We start from the raw sequence: 20384 nt of genomic DNA on the forward strand, positions 1-20384 counted from the left end.
GTCAAGCGGCCTTGCGCAGCTCCAGTTCCAGCCGGTCCCAGATCTCCACCAGGGCGGCGGTCAGGTCCGTCATCATCGCCTCCGTATGGGCAGGCCCCGGCGTGAAGCGCAGCCGTTCCGTGCCGCGCGGCACGGTGGGGAAATTGATCGGCTGCACATAGACGCCGTATTCGGCGAGCAGAATGTCGCTGATCCGCTTGGCACGGACCGGATCGCCCACCATCAGCGGCACGATATGGGTCGTGCTGTCCATCACCGGGAGGCCGGCATCACGGAACATGCGCTTCAGCATGGCGGCCGCCGCCTGCTGGGCATCACGCTCCTCGCTCGACGCCTTCAGGTGGCGCACGGAGGCGAGCACGCCGGCAACCAGCACCGGGGAGAGCGAAGTGGTGAAGATGAAGCCGGGCGCGTAGGAGCGGATGCAATCCACGATCCGTTGGTCGGCCGCGATGTAGCCACCCATCACGCCGAACGCTTTGCCCAGCGTGCCTTCGATGATGTCGATCCGGTCCGCCGCTGCGTCCCGTTCGGAGATGCCGCCGCCGCGCGCGCCATACATGCCGACCGCATGGACCTCGTCGATATAGGTCAGCGCATTGTACTTGTCGGCCAGATCGCAGATCGCATGGATCGCCGCGACATCGCCATCCATCGAATAGACGCTTTCGAACGCGATCAGCTTGGGCACTGCGGGGTCTTCCGCCGCCAGCAGCTCTTCCAGATGCGCCACGTCATTGTGGCGGAACACGCGCTTCTCGCAACCGGAATTGCGGATGCCGGCGATCATGCTGGCATGGTTCAGCTCGTCGGAGAAGATCACGCACCCCGGCAACAGTCGGGCAAGGGTGGAGAGCGTGGCGTCGTTGGAGACATAGCCGCTGGTGAACAGCAGCGCGGCTTCCTTGCCATGCAGGTCGGCCAGCTCCCGCTCCAGCTGGATATGGTAATGCGTGTTGCCGCCGATATTGCGCGTGCCGCCGCTGCCGGCGCCGACATCGTGCAGCGCCTCTTCCATCGCGGCGACCACCTTGGGGTGCTGGCCCATCGCCAAGTAGTCGTTCGAACACCAGACGGTAATCGGCTTCGGCCCATTGTGCCCGGCGAAGCAACGCGCGTTGGGATAGGCGCCCTTGTTGCGCAGGATATCAATGAACACACGATACCGGCCTTCCGAATGGAGGCGGTCGATGGCCTTGTCGAAGATCAGATCGTAGTTCAGCGGACCAGTCCGTGTTGGCGAGACATTCCGGGGCAAACCCTGCCCGTGGCATGTAAACCCTTCGCCGCGCCCTTCAAAGCGTTCACTTTGCGACGGATTCGCGTTAAAAGCGTTCACACTGTTCGACGTGGTAGTTCAGCAGCGCGGGGCCGATGGCGTGCAGATCATCGGCCGTCCCGGTGAACAGGGCCCGATCAGGCGACTTACGGATGAAGGTCTGGCCCTGCGTCAGATGTGCAATGCGCCGGGCGATTCCCGCCGCGCCGTCGACGAAGCGCACATCCGGGCCGAAGGCGTGGGACAATTTGTCCACCAGCAGCGGGAAATGCGTGCAGGCCAGCACCACCGTGTCGATCGAATCGCCGCCGGGCTGGCGGCGCAGCCCGGTCACCGCGGCCTCGATCGCGGCCGGGTCCATCGCGGCCCCGCGCAGCCGACCCTCCGCCGCCTGCACCAGTTCGGGCGCTGCATGGCGCAGCAGGCGCTTGCCGGTGGCGAACTCGGCTTCCAGCTGATCGACATAGGCCTGCCGGATGGTGGCAGCGGTGCCGAGCAGGCCGATCGTGCCGCTGCGGGTCATCGCCGCTGCGGGCTTGATCGCCGGGACTGTCCCCACGATCGGCACCTGCAGCACGTCCCGCACCATGCCCAGCGCGATGGTAGAGGCGGTGTTGCAGGCGATGGTGATCAGGCGGGGGGCGAAACGTTCGGACAGGCGGCCCAGCAATCCGGCAACCCGCGCGGCGATCTGCGCCTCCGTCTTCTCGCCATAGGGCAGCCCGGCCGTATCCGCGACATACAGCACCGGTGCCTGCGGCAGCACGCGGCGCAGCTCGGCCAGCACGGTCAGCCCGCCGATACCGGAATCGAACAGCAGGATGGGCGCGTCGGGTGCAGGCTGCATGGTCGCCCGCATATTTTGCCCCTGCCGAAATGCAAGCGAACCGCTAAGGGACAGGCATGACGCTGCCCATCGGTACCACCGCCCTCCTGGCCTTTCTGCTCGGCTATGCGATCGGATCCATCCCCTTCGGCCTGCTGCTGGTGCGCGCCGCCGGCAAGGGCGATGTGCGCGATGTCGGCTCCGGCAATATCGGCGCCACCAATGTGCTGCGTGCCGCTGGCAAGGGCATCGCCGCCGCCACGCTGGTGCTGGATGCGCTGAAGGGACTGGTGCCGATCGCCATTGCCGCGATGCTGTGGGGCGCGGGGCAGGACTGGGCGGCGCTGGGTGCTTTCCTGGGCCATTGCTTTCCCGTCTGGCTGCGGTTCAGGGGCGGCAAGGGTGTCGCCACCTTGATCGGCATCGGCCTGGGCCTGCACTGGACCATCGGTCTTTCGGTGATCGTGGTCTGGCTGGCCGTGGCCAAGCTGTCGCGCATCAGCAGCCTGGGGGGCATGGCCGCCGCCGCTGCGGCGCCGCTGGCCGCGCTCGCCTTCGGCCATACGATCTACCTGCCCGTGCTGCTGGTGGTGTTCGCGGTCGTGCTGCTGCGTCATCGCGCCAACATCGCCCGCCTGATATCCGGGACGGAGCCGCGCATCGGCCGCAAGGGATGAGCCTGACGCAGGCCGAGGCCTTTGCCCGCATCCGGCTTCTGCGCTCGCCGCATATCGGGCCGGTGTCCTACCGCCAGCTGCTGGCACGCTTCGGCACGGCTGAGGCGGCGGTCACCGCGCTGCCCGATCTCGCCCGTCGTGGCGGTCGCCCCTACACCGCGGCGCACGCGGACCGGGTGGAGCGGGAGGTGGCGGGCGTACGCCGGGCAGGCGCGCGCTACCTGTTCCATGACCAGCCGGACTATCCGCAGCTGTTGGCGCAGGCGCCTGCCGCACCGCCGATCCTGACCATGCGGGGTGCGCTGGCACTGGCGGCCCGGCCGTGTGTCGCGCTGGTCGGCGCCCGCAACGCCAGCGCCGCGGCGGTGCAGCTGGCGCGGGAGTTCGGCGCGGCGCTGGCCGCAGAAGGCTTTGCGGTCGTGTCTGGCCTAGCCCGCGGGATCGACGGGGCCGCGCATGACGGCGCCTTTCCCCACACGATCGGCGTGATCGCCAGCGGGATCGACATCGTCTACCCGCCGCAGCACCGCGACCTGCAGGAACGCATCGCCAGCGACGGTCTGCTCCTGGCGGAACAGCCGGTCGGTACGGAGCCGCGCGGCAGCCACTTCCCCAGCCGCAACCGCATCATCGCGGGGCTGTCGCTGGGCACTCTGGTGGTGGAGGCCGCGCCGCAATCGGGCTCGCTCATTACTGCGCGACTCGCGGGCGAATATGGGCGGGGGGTCATGGCCATCCCCGGTAGCCCGCTGGAGCCCCGCAGCGCCGGGGCCAACGAACTGATCCGCGACGGCGCCGTGCTGGTGCAGGATCCGGCGCAGGTGGCGGAGCTGCTGCGCCGGTTTGACGGAACCCCGCGCACGGCGCTGGCGGAACGCCAGCAGCCCTTCATCGCCTTCGAGGACGAGCCGGCAGAAGGCCCGGCGGGCAGCGACATTGCCGCTCTGATGAGCCCTGCTCCGGTGCATGTGGACGAGCTGATCCGGCAAAGCGGGCAGGGCACCGGCGCCGTGCAGATGGCGCTGCTGGAGCTGGAGATCGCCGGCCGGCTGGTCCGTCACGAAGGCGGGCGCGTGTCGCTGGCCAGTTGAGCCGCTTCAGCTATCGCTTGAAACGGAGCGGGAGCACCATCTACCGCAAGACCCGATCATCCATTGTCTCGGCTCGGCTTGCTGGTGTAAGTACGCGATTAACCGGCGCTTCTCACCGATAAACCATCGAGTGCGCCATGGCTTCTGGAGATGCGTGATGGCTTCCTTCTCACTCGTACACTGGCTGGTCGTAGCCGTCGTGGTCCTGGTGCTGTTCGGCCGGGGCAAGATCTCGGAGACGATGGGCGACTTCGGAAAGGGGATCAAAAGTTTCCGCAAGGGAATGACGGAAGAGGAATCCGCACCGGCACCCAAGCTGGCGCAGATCACTGTCGCCAATGACGGCAACGCTCAGCCGGCGACGACCGATGCCGGCGTGCGGACGACGAACTCCTGACGAACAGCCCCGGTCGCGATCAGCTTGCGACCGGGGCCTGCTGCGGCGCGCTGCCGCTCTTCCCGGCGCGTCAAATCAACGTGGTGTCAGTCGCAGCAACCGGCCGCCAACGCCATCCTCGATCAGCAGCAGCGATCCGTCTGGCGCTTCCTCGATATCGCGCAGACGCTCGGGGAAGGGATGGCGGGCCTCTTCCGTGCCGCTCTCGCCATTGATCGACACCCGCACCAGCGCCTTCGATGACAGGCCCGGGATCAGGGCCTGACCCTGCCATTGCGGGAACATGGACCCGCGATAGAACAGGAAGTCACCTGGCGCGATCACCGGGGTCCAGCCGATCGCCGGAGCGCGGAATTCAGGGCGGGTGGCGTGGTCCGGGATGGGCGTGCCGTCGTAATCGATGCCGTCCGACACGATCGGCCAGCCATAATTCTCGCCCGCCGACACCAGGTTCAGCTCATCTCCGCCGCGTGGCCCATGCTCCAGATCCCACAGCCGGCCCTGCGCGTCGAAGTGCAGGCCCAGGATGTTGCGGTGGCCCAGGGACCAGATCTCCCGCGAAACACCGCCCCGCTCTGCGAAGGGATTGCCGGCGGTCGGCGTGCCGTCCAGGTTCAGGCGCAGCACCTTGCCGAGATTGACGCCCGGATCCTGCGCGGGGGTCTTCTTCTGCCGATCTCCGGACGCCAGGAACAGATGCTGCCCATCGGGCGAGAAGGCGATCCGGTGCGAGTAATGACCGGCGCCGCTCACCTTGGGCTGCTGCCGCCAGATGACCTGCAGGTTCTCCACCCGGCAGCCCGTGTTGCCGTCGCATGCCAGCGTCCCGCGCCCCAGTGCCGCGCCGCGTGTATCGCCTTCACCCGCCTCCGCCCAGGTCAGGTAGATCGTGCGCCCGCCCAGCTCGGCAGCGCTCTCGGCGGGCAGGAAGGCGACATCGCCAAGCCCGCCCTGACCGGCATAGGCTACCTGCGGCAGGCCGGAGACTTCACCGGTGCGCCCGGTGGCCAGATCGACGAACTTCATCGTACCCGCGCGCTCCGTCACGAAGACCGTGCGGGTGCCCGGTGCCATTGCCAGCGCCCACGGCTCCGCAAAACTGCCCAGCGATGCCGCCTGGAAAGGCGCATCGCCTTGCAGCGTGACCGCCTGACCGGCTGCATAAGCCGCCGGCGAAGAGGCCGGAGCTGCTTTGGCGACCGCCGGGGCGGACGTGAAGGGACTATCCCCCGTATCAGCGCTGCCGCAGCTTGCGGAACAGAGCGCGACGGGTAACAGGCTGCTGACAAGGAACGGAATTCGCATGCTTTCGGGAACGCCCTCTCCGGATTTTTGTGCCAGCCTTGGCGCGCCGCTGATCGTGGGCGTCGATGAGGCGGGGCGCGGGCCGCTGGCCGGGCCGGTCGTCGCGGCCGCCGTGCTGCTGTGTCGGCCCCGGCCGGCCGGGCTGGATGATTCCAAGAAGCTGACCGCGGATCGCCGTGCCTTGCTGGAGGAACGCATCCTGCGCCGCTGCGCCTGGGGCATCGGGGTGGTGGAGGTGGAGGCGATCGACCGGCTCAACATCTTCGGCGCCACCATGCTGGCGATGACGCTGGCGGTGGAGCAGCTCTGCACCGCACTGGGCCGCGACTGCTGCCAGGTGCTGGTGGATGGCAACCTTACCCCCGCCGGCCGCCGCATGGAATGGCGCTGGCCCGCCCGCGCCATTGTCGGCGGCGATGCGTGCGAACCGGCGATCAGCGCCGCCTCCATCCTGGCGAAGGAGCATCGCGACCGGCTGATGCGGGCCGCCGCGGCCGATCACCCGCATTACGGGTGGGACCGGAACAAGGGTTATGGCACGCCCGATCACCTTGCGGCCTTGCGCACGCACGGGCCCAGCCCGCTGCATCGCCGCTCCTTCGCACCCGTCGCGCAGGCCGATCTGTTTTCCTGCGCGGGCTGAGTCCTGCCGGCCACACCACAGCATGTTGAGTCCCCTTGGCAGGGTCGGACTCAACATGCTGCGCCGAACTCCTTTCGTTCCGTCCGGCCCAAGCAGAATCGGGGCGACTCGGCAGAAAAGCTGGACTTGACGAGGGAGTCCCTGATCGCGCACGCTGTGGATAAGTCACAGGGGCAGGCAGATAATGGGCGAAGTTCTTTCCATCCGCGCACCGCGCACCAGCAGCACGACGAAGGCGGAGCTGCCGCTGGGGCAGATCCTGTCGGGCGACTGTATCGAGGCGATGCGTTCGCTGCCGCCGCGCAGCGTGGACCTGATCTTCGCCGATCCGCCGTACAATCTGCAGCTGGGTGGTGATCTCAACCGCCCGGATGGCAGCATGGTGGATGCGGTGACGGACGCTTGGGACCGGTTCGACAGCTTCGCCGCCTATGATGCCTTCACCCGCGAATGGCTGGCCCAGTGCCGCCGCGTGCTGAAGCCGGACGGCGCCTTGTGGGTGATCGGCAGCTACCACAACATCTTTCGGGTCGGCTCGATGATGCAGGATCTGGGCTTCTGGCTGCTGAACGACATCGTCTGGCGCAAGGCCAATCCGATGCCCAACTTTCGCGGCACCCGCTTCACCAACGCGCATGAGACGCTGCTGTGGGCCAGCATGGGCGAACGCAGCCGGTATCACTTCAACTATCGGGCGATGAAGACCCTGAATGACGAGCTGCAGATGCGCAGCGACTGGCTGATTCCCTTGTGCGGCGGGCAGGAACGGCTGAAGCGCGACGGGACCAAGGCGCACCCGACGCAGAAGCCCGAAGCGCTGCTCTATCGCGTGTTGCTGGCCACGACGGAGCGGGGCGACGTGGTGCTGGATCCGTTCTTCGGTACCGGCACGACGGGTGCAGTGGCCAAGCGGCTGGGTCGGGAATGGATCGGTTGCGAGCGCGAGGCGATCTATCGCGAGGTGGCCATGGAGCGGATCGAGGCTGCCCTGCCGCTGGATGAAAGCGCGCTGGAAGTGATGCAGAGCCGCAAGGGTGCCCCGCGCGTCGCCTTCGGCACGCTGGTGGAAACCGGCCTGGTGCCGCCGGGCAGCGTGCTGTTCGACCGGCAGCAGCGCTGGCGCGCCCATGTACGGGCCGATGGCTCGCTGGAATGCGGCGGCCATACCGGATCGATCCACGGGGTCGGCAAGGCGCTGCAGGATGCGCCCAGCTGCAATGGCTGGACCTTCTGGCATGTCGAGCATGAAGGCACGGCCAAGCCGATCGACGCGCTGCGCCAGCTGCACCTGCTCGCTGTCGACGATTGAGCATGAGCGGCAATGCCCGGGTTTATGTCCAGCCGCTGACGTCCGCGCCATCCCCGCAGGCGCTGGATGGCGACGCGGTGCGGCTGGCCGGCGGCATGGCCTGGGCCCATGCATTCGCCGTGATCGTGACGGAGGATGGCCGGGTCACTCGGCGCGACGTCGCGACACCCACCTCGATTGCTGCCACACTGGCGCGTCTGCCTACCGATCTGATGGCGGAGGGGGAGGCGCAATGGGCCAACCTCACCCGTCCGCGCGCGCCGCTCGCGACCAGGGGCGGCACCCTGCGGCTGGACGAGCCGCAGGTGATGGGTATCCTGAATGTCACGCCTGACAGCTTTTCCGATGGTGGCCGGCACATCGCCGACCCCGCCGAACACGTCCGCGCGATGCTCGAGGCCGGGGCGACGATCATCGATGTGGGCGGCGAAAGCACTAGGCCGGGCGCCGATCCGGTGTGGGAAGGGGACGAGATCGCCCGCATCGTGCCGGCGGTGGAAGCTTGCCGCCAGCTGGGTGCGCTGATCAGCCTGGACACCCGCCGGGCCGCGGTGATGGAAGCCGGGCTGGCTGCCGGCGCGCATGTCATCAATGATGTCTCGGCCTTGTACGATGATGCGTACGCAACGCAGGTGGTCGCGGCTGCCGGTGTGCCGGTGGTGCTGATGCACGCGCCGGGCGCAGGCGGGGGCGGGGGGCTGCACGCTGGTGGCGACTACACCAACATCCTGTTCGACGTGTTCGACTGGCTGCGTGCCGCGCGCGACCGGGCTGTCGCCGCCGGAATCTCGCCCGATCGCATCATGCTCGACCCCGGCATCGGCTTCGGCAAGCCGCTCGCCGGCAATCTTGCATTGCTGAACGGGCTGGCCCTGTTCCATGCGCTGGGCCATCCGGTGCTGGTGGGCGCCAGCCGCAAGCGCATGATCGGCGCGCTGCATGCGGAGGCACCCGCCGGCGCGCGCCTGGGCGGCAGCGTGGCCCTGGCACTCGCGGCCATGCAGGCCGGGTGCCAGATCGTGCGCGTGCATGATGTCTGGGATACGGTGCAGGCCCGCAATGTGTGGCGCGCATTGCGCGATGGCGCACTCAGCGACGTGAGCGGACTGCCCGTGCCCTAGTGGCGGGCACCTGGCAGCGCCTTGGCCAGGCTGCGGATCGTTGCCGCGATCGCGGCCTGCGCCACGCGGTTGTCGGTTACGAGCTCCTGCTCCGCCACCATCAGCGTGCGTTCGCCTACCGGGATGAAGCGGTATAGCGAATGCCGGCCCAGCCGGGTGCGCCTGTAAGCAAAGCCGACCGACCCATCCAGCCGCGCCGGCATCAGTTCCGCACCGAGGCCGGCCTGTATGAAGTCTTCCCGGTAATCCTGGATCGGGCGTTCCAGCAGGGACATGACCAGTCCGCCTTCGTCACGAGCATTGCAGGTGCGGCGACGGGGTGGATCGCCGTAGATGCAGCCTTGCTGCCCCAGCAGGTCGGCGCGATCCGCGGGTACCAGCTTGGCACCCCAGGCCTGCTGCTGCGGCCCGATCGGGAACATGATCGGCATCTCGATCAGGGTCAGCGCCTCCTGGTCGTAATCGAAGCGCAAGGGGCCAAGACTGCCCGACTGCAGCTCCGCCAGCACCTCGTCACCATCCATCACGTCGATACCGGCGACGTCCGGCCCACTTCCGCTAGCGCTGCCCGGCTGCTGTTCGCATCCGCCCAAGGCAGGCAGGCACAGCAGGGCACACAGAAGAAACCGGGACGAGATCATACAGGTGCAAGTGCGCGCCTGCCCTGCCGGTTCCTGCCATATTGCTGGCAGCGAAGCATTGTGGTCACACTGTGTTATCCATGCCGAGGTCCGCCAGCTTGCGGTACAGGGTGGATCGCCCGATCCCCAGCCGGCGGGCGACCTCCGACATGCGGCCGCGATAATGCCCGATCGCCAGCCGGATCACATCGGCCTCGACCTCTTCCAGCGAACGCAGGTGACCGTCGCTGGTGAAGATGTCGACGCCGCCGCGCTCCGTCGGCTGACCGCCACGATCGCCCTCGCCGACCAGCTCGGCCAGTTGCGGGAAGTCCTGTTCGGTCAACGCATTGCCGTCGCAGAACACCGCTGCACGAAACAGCACCGCCTGCAGCTGGCGCACATTGCCCGGCCAGTCATACCCGGCCAGCAGGGTCAGCGCGCCATCGGTGATGCCCAGTTGCCGCAGCCCAGGCTCGGCCGCGATCCGCGCCAGGAAGTGGCGGGCGAGCGCCACGATATCACCATGCCGTTCGCGCAAGGGGGGCACCGCGATCACCGTGGCGCTGACCACGCCCAGCAGATCGTCGTTGAAGTTGCCGGTGGTCGCCAGGTCGATCAGCGGCAGGTGACTGGTCGCGATCACCCGCACGTCCAGGTGGAAACCGTGCGGCGAACCGATCGGCCGGACGCGGCCATCGCGCAGCACCTGCGCCAGTTGGGTCTGCACATCGGGGGGCAGGTGGTCGATCTCGTTCAGCACCAGCGTTCCGCCGTCACTGGCCTGCAAGGCGCCGACATGGCGTTCGAAGGCGCCGGCAAATGCCCCTTGTTCATGACCGAACAGGACGGAAGCCAGGCTGGCCTGCGGGATGGCGGCGATGTTCAGGATGCGGAACGGGGCGCGTACACGGGGGCTGGCGGCATGGATGGCGCGCACCAGCATCTCCTTGCCCGTACCGCGCTCCCCTTCGATCAGCAGGTTGCCATGGCCACGCGCCGCCTTGGCCGCGCGGGCCAGGGCGGTGCGGAACGGCGGCGCGGTGCCGACCATGGCGTCGAAGTCCAGCACGGCCGGCATCTTCTCGCTCAGCGGCGTCAGTTCCTGCTGCCAGGCGGCGGCGGCGGTCACGTTGCGCAGCGCCTGCATCAGCCGCTCGGGCGCGACCGGCTTCACCAGATAATCGCTGGCGCCCGCCCGCATCGCGGCCACGGCCTGCACGGGGGAGGAACTGCCGGTCAGCACCAGCACGGGCAGCGTGGGCCGCCTTTCGCGCATGGTGGTGATCAGTTCCATCAAATCGTCCCCCGGCACGATCTGGTCCAGGATGATGGCGCTGATCCCCGATCCGTCCCGCGACTTCAGCAGGTCCAGCGCCGTCACCGGATCCCGCGCGACGGATGCGCGCCACCCTTCACGCCCGGCGAGCGCGGTGATCAGCCTGATCTGCGCCGGCGCGTTATCGATCAACAGCAACGTTCGCGCACCCGGCTCGGCCATCCGCTCCAACACCTTAGATTGCCCCATTCATGCTCCCAGTTAGTCGCCACTGGTAAAAAGCCATTTAACCCCATAGCGCGGATGTTGCGTGAGGATAGCTGACGAAGTAGCATGCTTCCAATGTGATAATGACTGAAATCATTATGGTTAACTGTCTGGTGGAGGACATACGATGGAACCGGCAAACGACATGGAGGCCGCGGGCAGCACATATGCCGGCTTCATCGGTACGCTGAAGTGGTCGGTGCCGCTGATCGCGGTGCTGGTCTTCATCATCGTCCTGGCGATCTCCTGATCGCGCCGGCAGCGGTGCGCATCGCCGTCCTGGCCGAAAGCGCAGCGGGCGAGACCCGCGTCGCGGCCACGCCCGAAACAGTCCGCAAGTTTCTGGCGCTTGGCGCCGAAGTCGCGGTGGAGCGCGGCGCCGGAGAGACGGCTGCCATCTCGGACGCGGATTACGAGGTCGCCGGCGCCACGCTGGGGCTGGCGGCGGAGGTGGTGCAGGGCGCCGCTATCGTGCTCGGCATCCAGGCGCCGGAACCGCACCTGCTGGCCGGGGCAGCCCCCGGCGCACAGGTAGCGGCCCTGTTCGATCCGTTCACGCAGCCCGCCCGGGTGCAGGCCTATGCCGCCGCCGGGCTGGAGGCGTGGAGCATGGAGCTGATGCCCCGCATCACGCGGGCGCAAAGCATGGATGTGCTGTCCAGCCAGTCCAACCTCGCCGGCTACAAGGCGGTGCTGGCCGCCGCGAACCAGTATGGCCGCGCCTTCCCGATGATGATGACCGCCGCGGGCACCGTGTCCGCCGCGCGCGTCTTCGTGATGGGGGTGGGCGTCGCCGGCCTGCAGGCGATCGCCACCGCGCGCCGCCTGGGCGCGCAGGTCAGCGCCACCGATGTGCGTAGCGCCACGCGCGAACAGATCCAGTCGCTGGGCGCCAAGCCCGTCTTCGTGGAGAATGTCGCCGGGATCGAGGGCGAGGGCAGCGGCGGCTATGCCAGCGAGATGAGCCCGGAATACCAGCAGGCGCAGGCCGAGCTGGTCAGCGGCCATCTGGCCAAGCAGGACATCGTCATCACCACCGCGCTGATCCCCGGCCGGCCCGCCCCGCGCCTGATCACGGATGCACAGATCGCCACCATGCGGCGCGGCAGCGTGATCTACGATCTCGCCGTGGCGCAGGGCGGCAATGTGGAAGGTTCCGTCGCCGACCAGGTGGTGGAGCGGCATGGCGTCACGATCATGGGGTATAGCAACACGCCCGCACTGCTGCCGGCGGATGCCAGCGCCCTGTTCTCCCGCAACCTGCTGAACTTCCTGTCCGCCTTCTGGGACAAGGAGCAAGGGCGCCCCGTGCTGGACGAGGAGATCGGCAATGCCGTGCGGCTGACGCAGGGCGGCGCTGTCGTGCATGAGAGGTTGAAAGGCTGAGCCAATGGATTTCATCTCCATCCTCTCCATCTTCGTGATGGCCTGCTTCGTCGGCTATTACGTCGTCTGGTCCGTCACCCCTGCGCTGCACACGCCGCTGATGGCAGTGACCAACGCGATCAGCTCCGTCATCATTGTCGGCGCGCTGATCGCATCGGCGGAGGCGGGCAGTCCAGCAGCCAAGTGGCTGGGACTGGGCGCGGTGGTGCTGGCCAGCGTCAACATCTTCGGCGGCTTCGCCGTGACCGAACGGATGCTGGCCATGTACAGGAAGAAGGATCGGCCCGCCGCCAAGGGGCCGCGCACATGATGCTGGCACCCGAGAATACGGTCGACCTCAGCCTCGCCGCCGATGCTGCTCATGCGGTGAACCCATGGGTGGCGCTCGCCTATCTGGCGGCGGGCGTGCTGTTCATCCTGGCCTTGCGCGGCCTGTCCAGCCCGGCCACCAGCCGGCGCGGCAACCGTTATGGCATGGCAGGCATGGCCATTGCCGTGATCACCACCTTGGTGACGCACAGCATCGCCAGCCTGCCGGAGATCCTGGCCGCCATCGCCATCGGCGGCGCGATCGGCTTCGTCATCGCCCGCCGCATCGCCATGACCGCGATGCCGCAGCTCGTGGCCGCCTTTCACAGCCTGGTCGGCCTCGCCGCCGTGCTGGTGGCGGCGGCCGCCTTCCTGAACCCGGCAGCGTTCGGCATTCTCGGGCTCGACGGCAACATCCTGCCGGTCAGCCGGCTGGAACTGATGCTGGGTGCGGCCATCGGCGCGATCACCTTCTCCGGCAGTGTCATCGCCTTTCTGAAGCTGAACGGCAGCTTGAGCGGCGCGGCGATCCTGCTACCGGCACGGCACTGGATCAATCTCGGCACGCTGGCGGGCATCCTCGTCCTCACGGTGATGTTCACCCATTCGCCGGTCGGCGGCCCGGGCGAGAACCCGCTGTTCTGGGTGGTGCTGGGGCTGGCCTTCGCCATCGGCTTCCTGCTGATCATCCCGATCGGCGGCGCGGACATGCCGGTGGTGGTGTCCATGCTGAATTCCTATTCCGGCTGGGCCGCAGCCGCGATGGGATTCACGCTGCACAACACCGCCATGATCATCACCGGCGCGCTGGTGGGATCGTCGGGTGCGATCCTCAGCTACATCATGTGCCGGGCCATGAACCGCTCGTTCCTGTCGGTGATCGCCGGCGGCTTCGGCGCGGAAGCGTCCAGCAGCGGGGGCGAGGCGCGGGAGCAGCGCGCCTACAAGCAAGGCAGCGCGGATGATGCCGCCTTTATGCTGAAGCAGGCCGAAAGCGTGATCATCATTCCCGGCTACGGCATGGCGGTGGCCCAGGCGCAGCACGCCTTGCGCGAAATGGGCGACCTGCTGAAGGAGGAAGGCGTCAGCGTTCGCTACGCCATCCACCCCGTCGCCGGCCGCATGCCCGGGCACATGAACGTGCTGCTGGCGGAAGCCAACGTCCCCTATGACGACGTGTTCGAACTGGAGGACATCAACAGCCAGTTCGCACAGGCCGACGTCGCCTTCATCATCGGCGCGAACGACGTGGTGAACCCCGCGGCCAAGACGGACAAGGGCAGCCCAATCTACGGCATGCCGGTGTTCGATGTCGACAAGGCCAAAACCGTGATGTTCATCAAGCGGTCAATGGGCGGGGTCGGCTATGCCGGGGTGGACAATGACGTGTTCTACATGGACCAGACCATGATGCTGCTGGCCGATGCCAAGAAGATGGTCGAGGAAATCAACAAGGCGCTGTCCGCATGATCAAGACCCCTTTGCTGCTGTTGGCGGCGTGCATCGGCGTGATCACGCTGGCACTGGGCGGTTGCGCGCAGGTGATCGCCGAGAGCCGTGTACGTTCCGCATTGCAGGGGGCGGGCCTGTCCGAACGCAATGCCACCTGCATGGCAGGCCGGATGGTGGATCGCCTGACGATCGAGCAGCTGCGCCGGCTGGAGGGGCTCAAGCCGCAGCAGGGGGAGCCGGCCCGGCCGGCCACTCTTGGTGATTATGTCGAACGGGTGCGCCGCGTCGGCGATCCGGAGGTGGTAACGGTGACCGCCTCGTCCGCAGCCCTGTGCGCAACCGGTCTCGCATGGCTGGACGCTGGCGCCGCTCCTTCCTAGAACCGGGGTGCCGGGTCGGGCCGGCAGGTTGGCGAAGGAGGCAATGTGCGCAAGCTGGGGTTGATCGGGGGCATGAGCTGGGTGTCCACCCGCACCTATTACGAACACATCAACCGCATCATCCAGCAGCGTCGCGACCGGCGCACCAGCGCGCCGCTGCTGATCGAAAGCGTGGATTTCGCGCAGCTCTACGCCCTGCGCACCGAGGATGACTGGCAGCGCGCCGCCACGATCCTGACCGCCAGCGCGCAACGGCTAGAGGCTGCCGGGGCGCAAGGCCTGATCATCGGCGCCAATTCCATGCACCGCGTGTATGACAGCGTGAGCAAGGCCGTATCGATCCCCATCCTGCATATCGCCGATTGCGTGGGCGAACGGATGCAGGCCGATGGCGTGGGCACCGCCGCCCTGCTGGGCACGCGCAACGTCATGGTGGAAGGGTTCTACCGCCGCCGGCTGGTCGCCCGCGGCGTGGACCTGCTGCCGCCGGACATGAACAATGTGGAGCAGCTGGACCAGATCATCTACGAGGAACTGATGGTCGGCCGCGTCACCCGCAGCGCCGAACGCGCGTTGAAAACCATGCTGACCGTTATCCAGCAGGGCGGCACGGAGGCGGTGGTGCTGGCCTGCACCGAACTGGAGATGGTGGTCGATACCGACGCCAATGTCCTGCCTATCTATGACAGCGCGCGCATTCATTCCGAAGCCGCCGCCGAATGGATCCTGGCGGACGGCGAACAGGTGGATAACATCGCCGCCTGAGGCCGCGTTCGCCTCCTGTTCACGGTGACAGGGAGGCGGCCGGGCTCTAGCCACGCAGGCATGGTCCCCGGCTCCTTTCGCGCACCCTACGCCGCAGACCCCACCCGGTCACGCGGACGCGAATTCGCCACGCCCGGGGCCGGAGAGCAGGGGGGTGCCCGCGGTCCGCGCAGCGCGTTCCAGCGTGATCGCGACCGCATCATCCATTCCATCGCCTTCCGCCGGCTGGCCGGCAAGACGCAGGTCTTCATCGCGCCCGACGGCGATCATTACCGCGTCCGCCTGACGCACAGCTTGGAAGTCGCGCAGATCGGCCGCACGCTCGCCCGCGCGCTGCAGTTGGACGAGGATCTGACGGAGGCGCTGTGCCTGGCGCACGATATCGGCCACCCGCCCTTCGGCCATTCGGGCGAGGATGCGCTCCATGCGGCGCTGGCCGATCATGGCGGGTTCGACCACAACGAACATTGCCTGCGCACGCTGATGCGGCTGGACAGCCCCTATTGCGACCTGCCTGGCCTGAACCTCAGCTGGGAAGTGCTGGAAGGGCTCGCCAAGCATAATGGTCCCGTCACCTCCGCCGGCTGGGCGCTGGCGGAACTGGACGCCGCCTTTCCGCTGCGCCTGAACGAACATGCCAGTCTGGAGGCGCAGGTCGCGTCGCTGGCGGACGACATCGCCTATGACAATCACGACATCGACGATGGCCTGCGCGGCGGGTTCCTGCAGCTGGACGACCTGCTGACGCTCCCCGAACTTGCCGATCAGTGGCGGGACGTGGAGCGGCGCCATCCGGGCAGCAACCGCCAGGCGCAATTGCGCGAACTGGTGCGCACGCAAATCGGCCTGATGGTCAACGACCTGATCGCCACCACCAAGGCGCGGATCGCCACGGTCGGCTCCGTGGAGGAAGTGCGCGCCGCCGGCGAACCGCTGGCGACCTTTTCCCCCGCCATGGCGGAGTACGAACGACGCCTGAAACGCTTCATGTACCAGCGGCTCTATTACCACCCCGAACAGAAGGCGACCGCGTTGCGCGCCCGCGAAGTGGTGGCGCAGCTGTTCACCGCCTTCCGCGATGATCCTGCGCTGATGGGCGACAGCTGGCAGCACCGCCTGCCGGCCGATGAACCCGCCCACAGTCGCCACATCGCCGATTACATCGCCGGCATGACCGACCGCTTCGCCATCGACCAGTTCCGCCGCGCGACCGGCACCGTGCCGGAGAGCCTGTCGAGCGTATGAAGGGCCACGCGCCCGCCGCCTTGCGCAATCGCGCGCCGATTGCCGCCGTGCTGGCGGAGGAACTGCCGGAATGGGGCATCGTCCTGGAGGTCGCCAGCGGCACGGGCGAGCATGTCGTCCATTTTGCTCAGGCGTTCCCGCACCTGGTATGGCAGCCGAGCGACCCCGATGCGGATGCCCGCGCCTCCATCGCCGCCTGGGCGCAGGAGGCGCAGCTGCCCGACCTGCTGCCCCCGATCGCGCTCGATTGTTCGGCGGCCGAGTGGCCGGTGCCGCGGGCGGACGCGATCTTCTGCAGCAACATGGTGCATATCAGCCCGGTCGCAGCGACGCTGGGCCTGGTGGCAGGGGCGGCCCGGCTGTTGCCGGCCGGTGCGCCGCTGCTGGTTTACGGGCCGTTTGTGGAAAGGGACGTGCCCACGGCGCCGTCCAACCTGGCCTTCCATGCCGACCTGCAGCGACGCAATCCGCGCTGGGGCCTGCGCGACCTCGCCTGGCTGGACGAGGTCGCCGGCGCGCACGGGCTGAGCCGTACGCGCCGGGTGGCGATGCCGGCCAACAATCTGATGCTGACCTACCGCCGGGGCTGAAGGACCGGGCTCAGAGAGCCCGGTCGCCGGCTTCGCCCACGCTCTGGATGTCGCGGCCAACGCCCTTGACGGTGTTGCAGGCGCTGACGGTCAGCGTGGCGGCGGCGAGGCAGAGGGCGAGGGCAAGCTTGCGGGTCATGATGGTGGCTCCTTTTTCAGCTACAATGCACTAGCAAGCCAATCAGGCATCTTCCAGCGGCGCCGGCGCCCGGCGCGCACGGGACAGGCGGTGTTCGCGCCAGGCAATCACGACCCCGGCCCCGGCGATCAGCGGCGCACCGAACCAGGTGCTGCCCGGCGGCAAGGTGTCGAACAGCAGGAAGCCATACAGCGTGGCCCAGAACAGCGCGGAATAATCCATCACGATCACGCTGGAGAGTGACCCGAAGCGCAGGGCCGCCGTCAGCAGCAATTGCCCGATCAGCCCGCTGACGCCGATGCCCGCGATCAGCAGCCAGCCGGTCGTATCATGTGCCTGGCTCACGAAGGGCAGGGCGATCGCCGTCATCGGGGCAGAAAAGGCCGCGAAGTAGAACACGATGCTCAGCGGCTTGTCCGTGCGGTTCAGGTCGGCGATCTGGATGGAGATCAGCGCCACCATGAACGCCGCGCCCAGCGCCACCAGCGCGCCATGCAGCGGGAAATGACTGCCGCCCGGCTGCGCGATGATCAGCACACCGGCAAACCCCGCCAGCACCGCGGACCAGCGCCACAACCCGACCTGTTCCTTCAGCAGCACGACGGACAGCAGCACAGCGAAGATCGGCGCGGTGAAGCTGAAGGTCGTAGCCTCCGCCAGCGGCAGCAGAATGACCGCGCCGAAGGTGCACGCCATGCCGATCGTGCCATACAGCGCGCGCAGAAACTGCGTACCGGGGCGGCGGGTCTTCAGCGGCTGCAGGCTGCGCGCGGTCACCAGCACCCAGCCCAGCAGCAGCGGCACGGTGATGAACTGGCGCCAGAACATCAGTTCCAGCAGGTGCACGCCGCGCTGCGATGCCAGCTTGATCAGCGCCGACATCGTCGCCAGCGCGGCAACCGCGCCAAGGCGGATCAGCAGGGCGAGGAGCGGCCGGGTGGCCAGGGCGGCTTGCATGCTGCATTGCCATAGGTGCAGCGCAGCATCGCGCAACCGCGAAGGTGATGGCCGGCTCTATTTCAGCAGCTTGGGCCCCTGCTGGCGGATGGCGCCGGCGATCATCGGCTCCAGGAAGCTCAGCATCGGCGGCAGCGTCACGCTGAACAGCAGCTGCGTGTCGTCGATGTCCACGTTGCCGTCCACGACCTGTCCCATGGCGGTGATTGTCATGTGCATCCGGTCGGGCGTGGGCCAGTCGGTCTTCACCTCCGCCGCGCCGCCCGGCATGGCATCGGCCAGCGTATGACTGCGACTGCGCAGCCGTTCGCGCGCGGTGTCCCGGCCCAGCGTGTGGGGAATGGCGACCTGCATCAATGCTTCTCCGGCTGTGTGGCGATCTGTGGGGCGATCTGGGGCGTGTCACCCGCGACTTCGCCATCGCTGTATCGGTATTCCAGGAACCGGGTTCGCACGGCCAGATCGTCCAGCGCGCCATCGGCCAGCTGGCGGGTCACCCGGTCCAGCTCCTCGCTGATCCGGCCCAGGCTTTCGGACAGGCGATCATCGGCGGTGGCGCCCGCATGATCCTCCCGCCGCAGCGATGCCGGCACGCGGCGCCATGCGTCCACCGTTTCGGGCAGGTGTTCGCCCACCAGCTTGCGCGTTTCCGCGGCGGCGGGGTGGCCGGGATCGATCGTCTCCAGCTGCAGGCCCAGCGCATCCAGCTGCACGCCGATCCGATCCACCAGCGTCACCGCCGGCGCGGGCAGGGCAGGGCGCTGATGCTCCAGCCACAGCTCCGTCCGCGCGACCAGTTGGCGCGCATCGCTGGTCCGGGTCAGGTCCGCACGGCGCGGGACCTTCACCTTGGGAAAGTTGCTGAACACCAGCACGGCGACCAGCAGCGCCAATGCCGTCAGCATGACACCGGCGAAACCAATGCCGTTCAGCACCAGCCCGGCCACCATCGCCGCCACCAGAATGGCGAGCACCGCCGCGCCGATCAGCTTCAGCCGGTTGACCAGGTTGCGCCGCCGCAGCCGGGCGGAGCCTTCGCCGATCGGCTGCCTGTCGACGCGCCGGCCGCCCCGCCGGTTCTCGTCCAGCGACGCGCGGGCGCTGCGCAGGATGGTGTCGCTGTGATGCGTGCTGTCGGCCATCAGCTATCCAGGCTCAGCAGCCCGCGCTGCTCGATCTGCGCCGCCGCCTGCGACTGTCCTTCGGCCAGGGCGATATAGCCCTTGGACTTCTCCACCTCGGCAGACAGCGTGGTCACTGTCTGGCGCATGCTTTCCAGCGCGCGCAGCTTGAAGGTGTCGACCTCGTCCATCGTGTCGTAGATGTTCTGGAAGGCGCGCTGCAGCGTTTCCAGCGGGATGGTGCTGCTGGCCGCCTGCTCGTGGATGCGGCCGGTGTTCTCGCGCAGCAGCTTGCTGGTGGAATCGATGATCCCGGCGGTGGTCTGGTTCAGCGCGGTGATCTGGCCCAGCACCAACCGCTGGTTGGTCATCGCCTGGGCCACCGTCACCGCCGTGCGCAGCGCGCCCACGGTGGTGGTGCTGGCCCGGTCCACGCCCTTGACCAGTTCGACATTGTTCTTCTTGACCAGATCCAGCGCCAGATAACCCTGCACGCTGACCGCCATCTGCGTCAGCAGGTCCTGCGTGCGCTGACGGACATAGAACAGCGCGGTCTCGCGCACCGCTTTGGCCTTGGCCGGATCGGTCGAGTCCAGATTGGCGGCCTCCTCCTCCAGCCGGGCGTCCAGCGAGTTGGAGATATGGATCATCTGCTCCAGCTTGCCCATCGCCTCCCACAGCTTCTGCCGTTCCAGGTCGATGGCGGCATTGTCCATCAGCAGCTCGTCCTTGCCGCTGGACAGCCGCGTCAGGATCGCCTGGATGTGCCCCTGCGCGGAGGAATAGCTGTCGAAATAGGTCTTCAGCTTGTTGCCGAAGGGAATGATGCCCAGCAGCTTGCGCGGGGCGGTCGCCTTGCGGCCGGGATCCAGCTCTTCCACCGTGCGGCGCAGTTCGGCGAGGTCGGTGCCGACACCGCTATCCTTGTCCATCGCGCGGACCGGGCGATCCAGGAACCGGTTGGACATCTGCGCCGCGGCGGCGATCTCCTTGCGGCCCATATTGGTGATCTGGTCGACCTTCTTGCCGAAATCGGGCGAGTTCGCGTCCAGCGCCACCAACTCGGCGACGAAGCCTTCGACCCGCTCATCCAGCTTGTTCTTCTGCGCGGCATCGACCGGCACCAGGCCGGCGGCACGTTCCGCCGTCACCACCGGCACAGGATCGGGCGGCGTCAGTTCCAGCTTGAAATCGTCGGTCGTGGCGGTCGGCGTCGTGGCCATGCG

Annotated in this window: 24 protein-coding genes; 14 read left to right on the plus strand and 10 right to left on the minus strand. The window is 67.7% G+C overall.

The genetic code is table 11. The features are described from left to right. Window position 1 precedes the first annotated feature (1 nt). Entirely contained in the window at window positions 2-1222 is a 1221-nt protein-coding gene (gene hemA, locus D5S08_RS07150) for a 5-aminolevulinate synthase (protein ID WP_121117099.1), read from the minus strand. A gap of 103 nt (window positions 1223-1325) precedes the next feature. Then, window positions 1326-2126, minus strand: coding sequence for a glutamate racemase (gene murI, locus D5S08_RS07155; RefSeq protein WP_121117101.1), 801 nt, complete (start codon window positions 2124-2126; stop codon window positions 1326-1328). A 56-nt stretch (window positions 2127-2182) separates the two neighbouring features. Here murI and plsY point away from each other — a divergent pair, with 56 nt between their 5' ends. The 3 genes from plsY (at window position 2183) to D5S08_RS07170 (ending at window position 4270) form a co-directional block, all read left to right on the plus strand. Beyond that, window positions 2183-2782 carry a glycerol-3-phosphate 1-O-acyltransferase PlsY gene (gene plsY / locus D5S08_RS07160; protein ID WP_121116941.1) on the plus strand — a complete coding sequence of 200 codons (600 nt, stop codon included), beginning with the start codon at window positions 2183-2185 and terminating at the stop codon, window positions 2780-2782. Further along, a complete protein-coding gene (dprA, locus tag D5S08_RS07165) occupies window positions 2779-3873 on the plus strand; it encodes a DNA-processing protein DprA (RefSeq protein ID WP_121116943.1) in 1095 nt (364 codons plus the stop codon). The genes plsY and dprA overlap by 4 nt, the downstream gene beginning before the upstream one ends. Before the next feature lie 157 nt (window positions 3874-4030). Beyond that, complete coding sequence (locus D5S08_RS07170) at window positions 4031-4270, plus strand: twin-arginine translocase TatA/TatE family subunit (RefSeq protein ID WP_121116945.1); 240 nt, start codon at window positions 4031-4033, stop codon at window positions 4268-4270. Between the two features lie 75 nt (window positions 4271-4345). Here D5S08_RS07170 and D5S08_RS07175 read toward each other — a convergent pair whose 3' ends face one another. Then, a complete protein-coding gene (locus D5S08_RS07175; RefSeq protein WP_121116947.1) occupies window positions 4346-5575 on the minus strand; it encodes a PQQ-dependent sugar dehydrogenase in 1230 nt (409 codons plus the stop codon). On the opposite strand from D5S08_RS07175, the gene D5S08_RS07180 reads away from it, so the two are divergent. From D5S08_RS07180 to folP, 3 genes are all read left to right on the plus strand, one after another. Continuing rightward, window positions 5574-6218 carry a ribonuclease HII gene (locus tag D5S08_RS07180; protein WP_121116949.1) on the plus strand — a complete coding sequence of 215 codons (645 nt, stop codon included), beginning with the start codon at window positions 5574-5576 and terminating at the stop codon, window positions 6216-6218. The genes D5S08_RS07175 and D5S08_RS07180 overlap by 2 nt on opposite strands. Window positions 6219-6402: 184 nt before the next feature. After that, window positions 6403-7527 (plus strand): site-specific DNA-methyltransferase, encoded by a 1125-nt coding sequence (locus D5S08_RS07185; protein WP_121116951.1) that lies wholly within the window; start codon window positions 6403-6405, stop codon window positions 7525-7527. Between the two features lie 2 nt (window positions 7528-7529). Beyond that, window positions 7530-8648 (plus strand): dihydropteroate synthase, encoded by a 1119-nt coding sequence (gene folP, locus D5S08_RS07190; protein ID WP_121116953.1) that lies wholly within the window; start codon window positions 7530-7532, stop codon window positions 8646-8648. Here folP and D5S08_RS07195 read toward each other — a convergent pair. After that, on the minus strand, window positions 8645-9289 hold the full coding sequence (locus D5S08_RS07195) for a hypothetical protein (RefSeq protein ID WP_126665507.1): 645 nt from the start codon (window positions 9287-9289) through the stop codon (window positions 8645-8647). The two genes, folP and D5S08_RS07195, sit on opposite strands and share 4 nt — an antisense overlap. Before the next feature lie 64 nt (window positions 9290-9353). Next, on the minus strand, window positions 9354-10769 hold the full coding sequence (locus D5S08_RS07200; protein ID WP_121116957.1) for a sigma-54-dependent transcriptional regulator: 1416 nt from the start codon (window positions 10767-10769) through the stop codon (window positions 9354-9356). Between the two features lie 172 nt (window positions 10770-10941). Here D5S08_RS07200 and D5S08_RS07205 point away from each other — a divergent pair, with 172 nt between their 5' ends. From D5S08_RS07205 to D5S08_RS07240, 8 genes are read left to right on the plus strand one after another with little or no spacing between them, the layout of a single operon-like run. Beyond that, a complete protein-coding gene (locus D5S08_RS07205; protein WP_121116959.1) occupies window positions 10942-11064 on the plus strand; it encodes an aa3-type cytochrome c oxidase subunit IV in 123 nt (40 codons plus the stop codon). Window positions 11065-11078: 14 nt separating this feature from the next. Beyond that, window positions 11079-12200: an NAD(P) transhydrogenase subunit alpha gene (locus tag D5S08_RS07210; RefSeq protein ID WP_121116961.1), complete on the plus strand. Its 1122-nt coding sequence runs from the start codon at window positions 11079-11081 to the stop codon at window positions 12198-12200. A 4-nt stretch (window positions 12201-12204) separates the two neighbouring features. After that, window positions 12205-12510, plus strand: coding sequence for an NAD(P) transhydrogenase subunit alpha part 2 (locus D5S08_RS07215; RefSeq protein ID WP_121116963.1), 306 nt, complete (start codon window positions 12205-12207; stop codon window positions 12508-12510). Continuing rightward, on the plus strand, window positions 12507-13979 hold the full coding sequence (locus tag D5S08_RS07220; RefSeq protein WP_241557273.1) for an NAD(P)(+) transhydrogenase (Re/Si-specific) subunit beta: 1473 nt from the start codon (window positions 12507-12509) through the stop codon (window positions 13977-13979). The genes D5S08_RS07215 and D5S08_RS07220 overlap by 4 nt, the downstream gene beginning before the upstream one ends. After that, window positions 13976-14341, plus strand: a complete 366-nt coding sequence (locus D5S08_RS07225; RefSeq protein WP_241557274.1) for a hypothetical protein — start codon at window positions 13976-13978, stop codon at window positions 14339-14341. Before D5S08_RS07220 ends, D5S08_RS07225 begins: the two co-directional genes overlap by 4 nt. A gap of 45 nt (window positions 14342-14386) precedes the next feature. Then, the gene (locus D5S08_RS07230; protein WP_121116965.1) at window positions 14387-15106 is read left to right on the plus strand and encodes an aspartate/glutamate racemase family protein; all 720 of its coding nucleotides are present in this window, start codon (window positions 14387-14389) and stop codon (window positions 15104-15106) included. Between the two features lie 60 nt (window positions 15107-15166). Next, window positions 15167-16351: a deoxyguanosinetriphosphate triphosphohydrolase gene (locus tag D5S08_RS07235; RefSeq protein ID WP_121116967.1), complete on the plus strand. Its 1185-nt coding sequence runs from the start codon at window positions 15167-15169 to the stop codon at window positions 16349-16351. Continuing rightward, window positions 16348-16941, plus strand: coding sequence for a DUF938 domain-containing protein (locus D5S08_RS07240; RefSeq protein WP_121116969.1), 594 nt, complete (start codon window positions 16348-16350; stop codon window positions 16939-16941). Before D5S08_RS07235 ends, D5S08_RS07240 begins: the two co-directional genes overlap by 4 nt. A gap of 10 nt (window positions 16942-16951) precedes the next feature. Here the strand turns inward: D5S08_RS07240 and D5S08_RS07245 are convergent, their stop codons facing one another. Genes D5S08_RS07245 through D5S08_RS07265 form a run of 5 tightly spaced genes read right to left on the minus strand, consistent with a single transcriptional unit; the run spans window position 16952 to window position 20381 of the window. Beyond that, window positions 16952-17080, minus strand: a complete 129-nt coding sequence (locus D5S08_RS07245; protein WP_081996058.1) for an entericidin A/B family lipoprotein — start codon at window positions 17078-17080, stop codon at window positions 16952-16954. Window positions 17081-17122: 42 nt separating this feature from the next. After that, the gene (locus D5S08_RS07250) at window positions 17123-18037 is read right to left on the minus strand and encodes a DMT family transporter (RefSeq protein WP_121116971.1); all 915 of its coding nucleotides are present in this window, start codon (window positions 18035-18037) and stop codon (window positions 17123-17125) included. Between the two features lie 57 nt (window positions 18038-18094). Further along, on the minus strand, window positions 18095-18391 hold the full coding sequence (locus D5S08_RS07255) for a polyhydroxyalkanoic acid system family protein (protein WP_121116972.1): 297 nt from the start codon (window positions 18389-18391) through the stop codon (window positions 18095-18097). Next, window positions 18391-19179: a hypothetical protein gene (locus tag D5S08_RS07260; protein WP_121116974.1), complete on the minus strand. Its 789-nt coding sequence runs from the start codon at window positions 19177-19179 to the stop codon at window positions 18391-18393. The genes D5S08_RS07255 and D5S08_RS07260 overlap by 1 nt, the downstream gene beginning before the upstream one ends. After that, window positions 19179-20381: a toxic anion resistance protein gene (locus tag D5S08_RS07265; RefSeq protein ID WP_121116976.1), complete on the minus strand. Its 1203-nt coding sequence runs from the start codon at window positions 20379-20381 to the stop codon at window positions 19179-19181. The genes D5S08_RS07260 and D5S08_RS07265 overlap by 1 nt, the downstream gene beginning before the upstream one ends. Window positions 20382-20384: the final 3 nt, after the last annotated feature.

This window comes from Croceibacterium ferulae (assembly GCF_003660445.1).
GTDB classification, from domain to species: domain Bacteria; phylum Pseudomonadota; class Alphaproteobacteria; order Sphingomonadales; family Sphingomonadaceae; genus Croceibacterium; species Croceibacterium ferulae.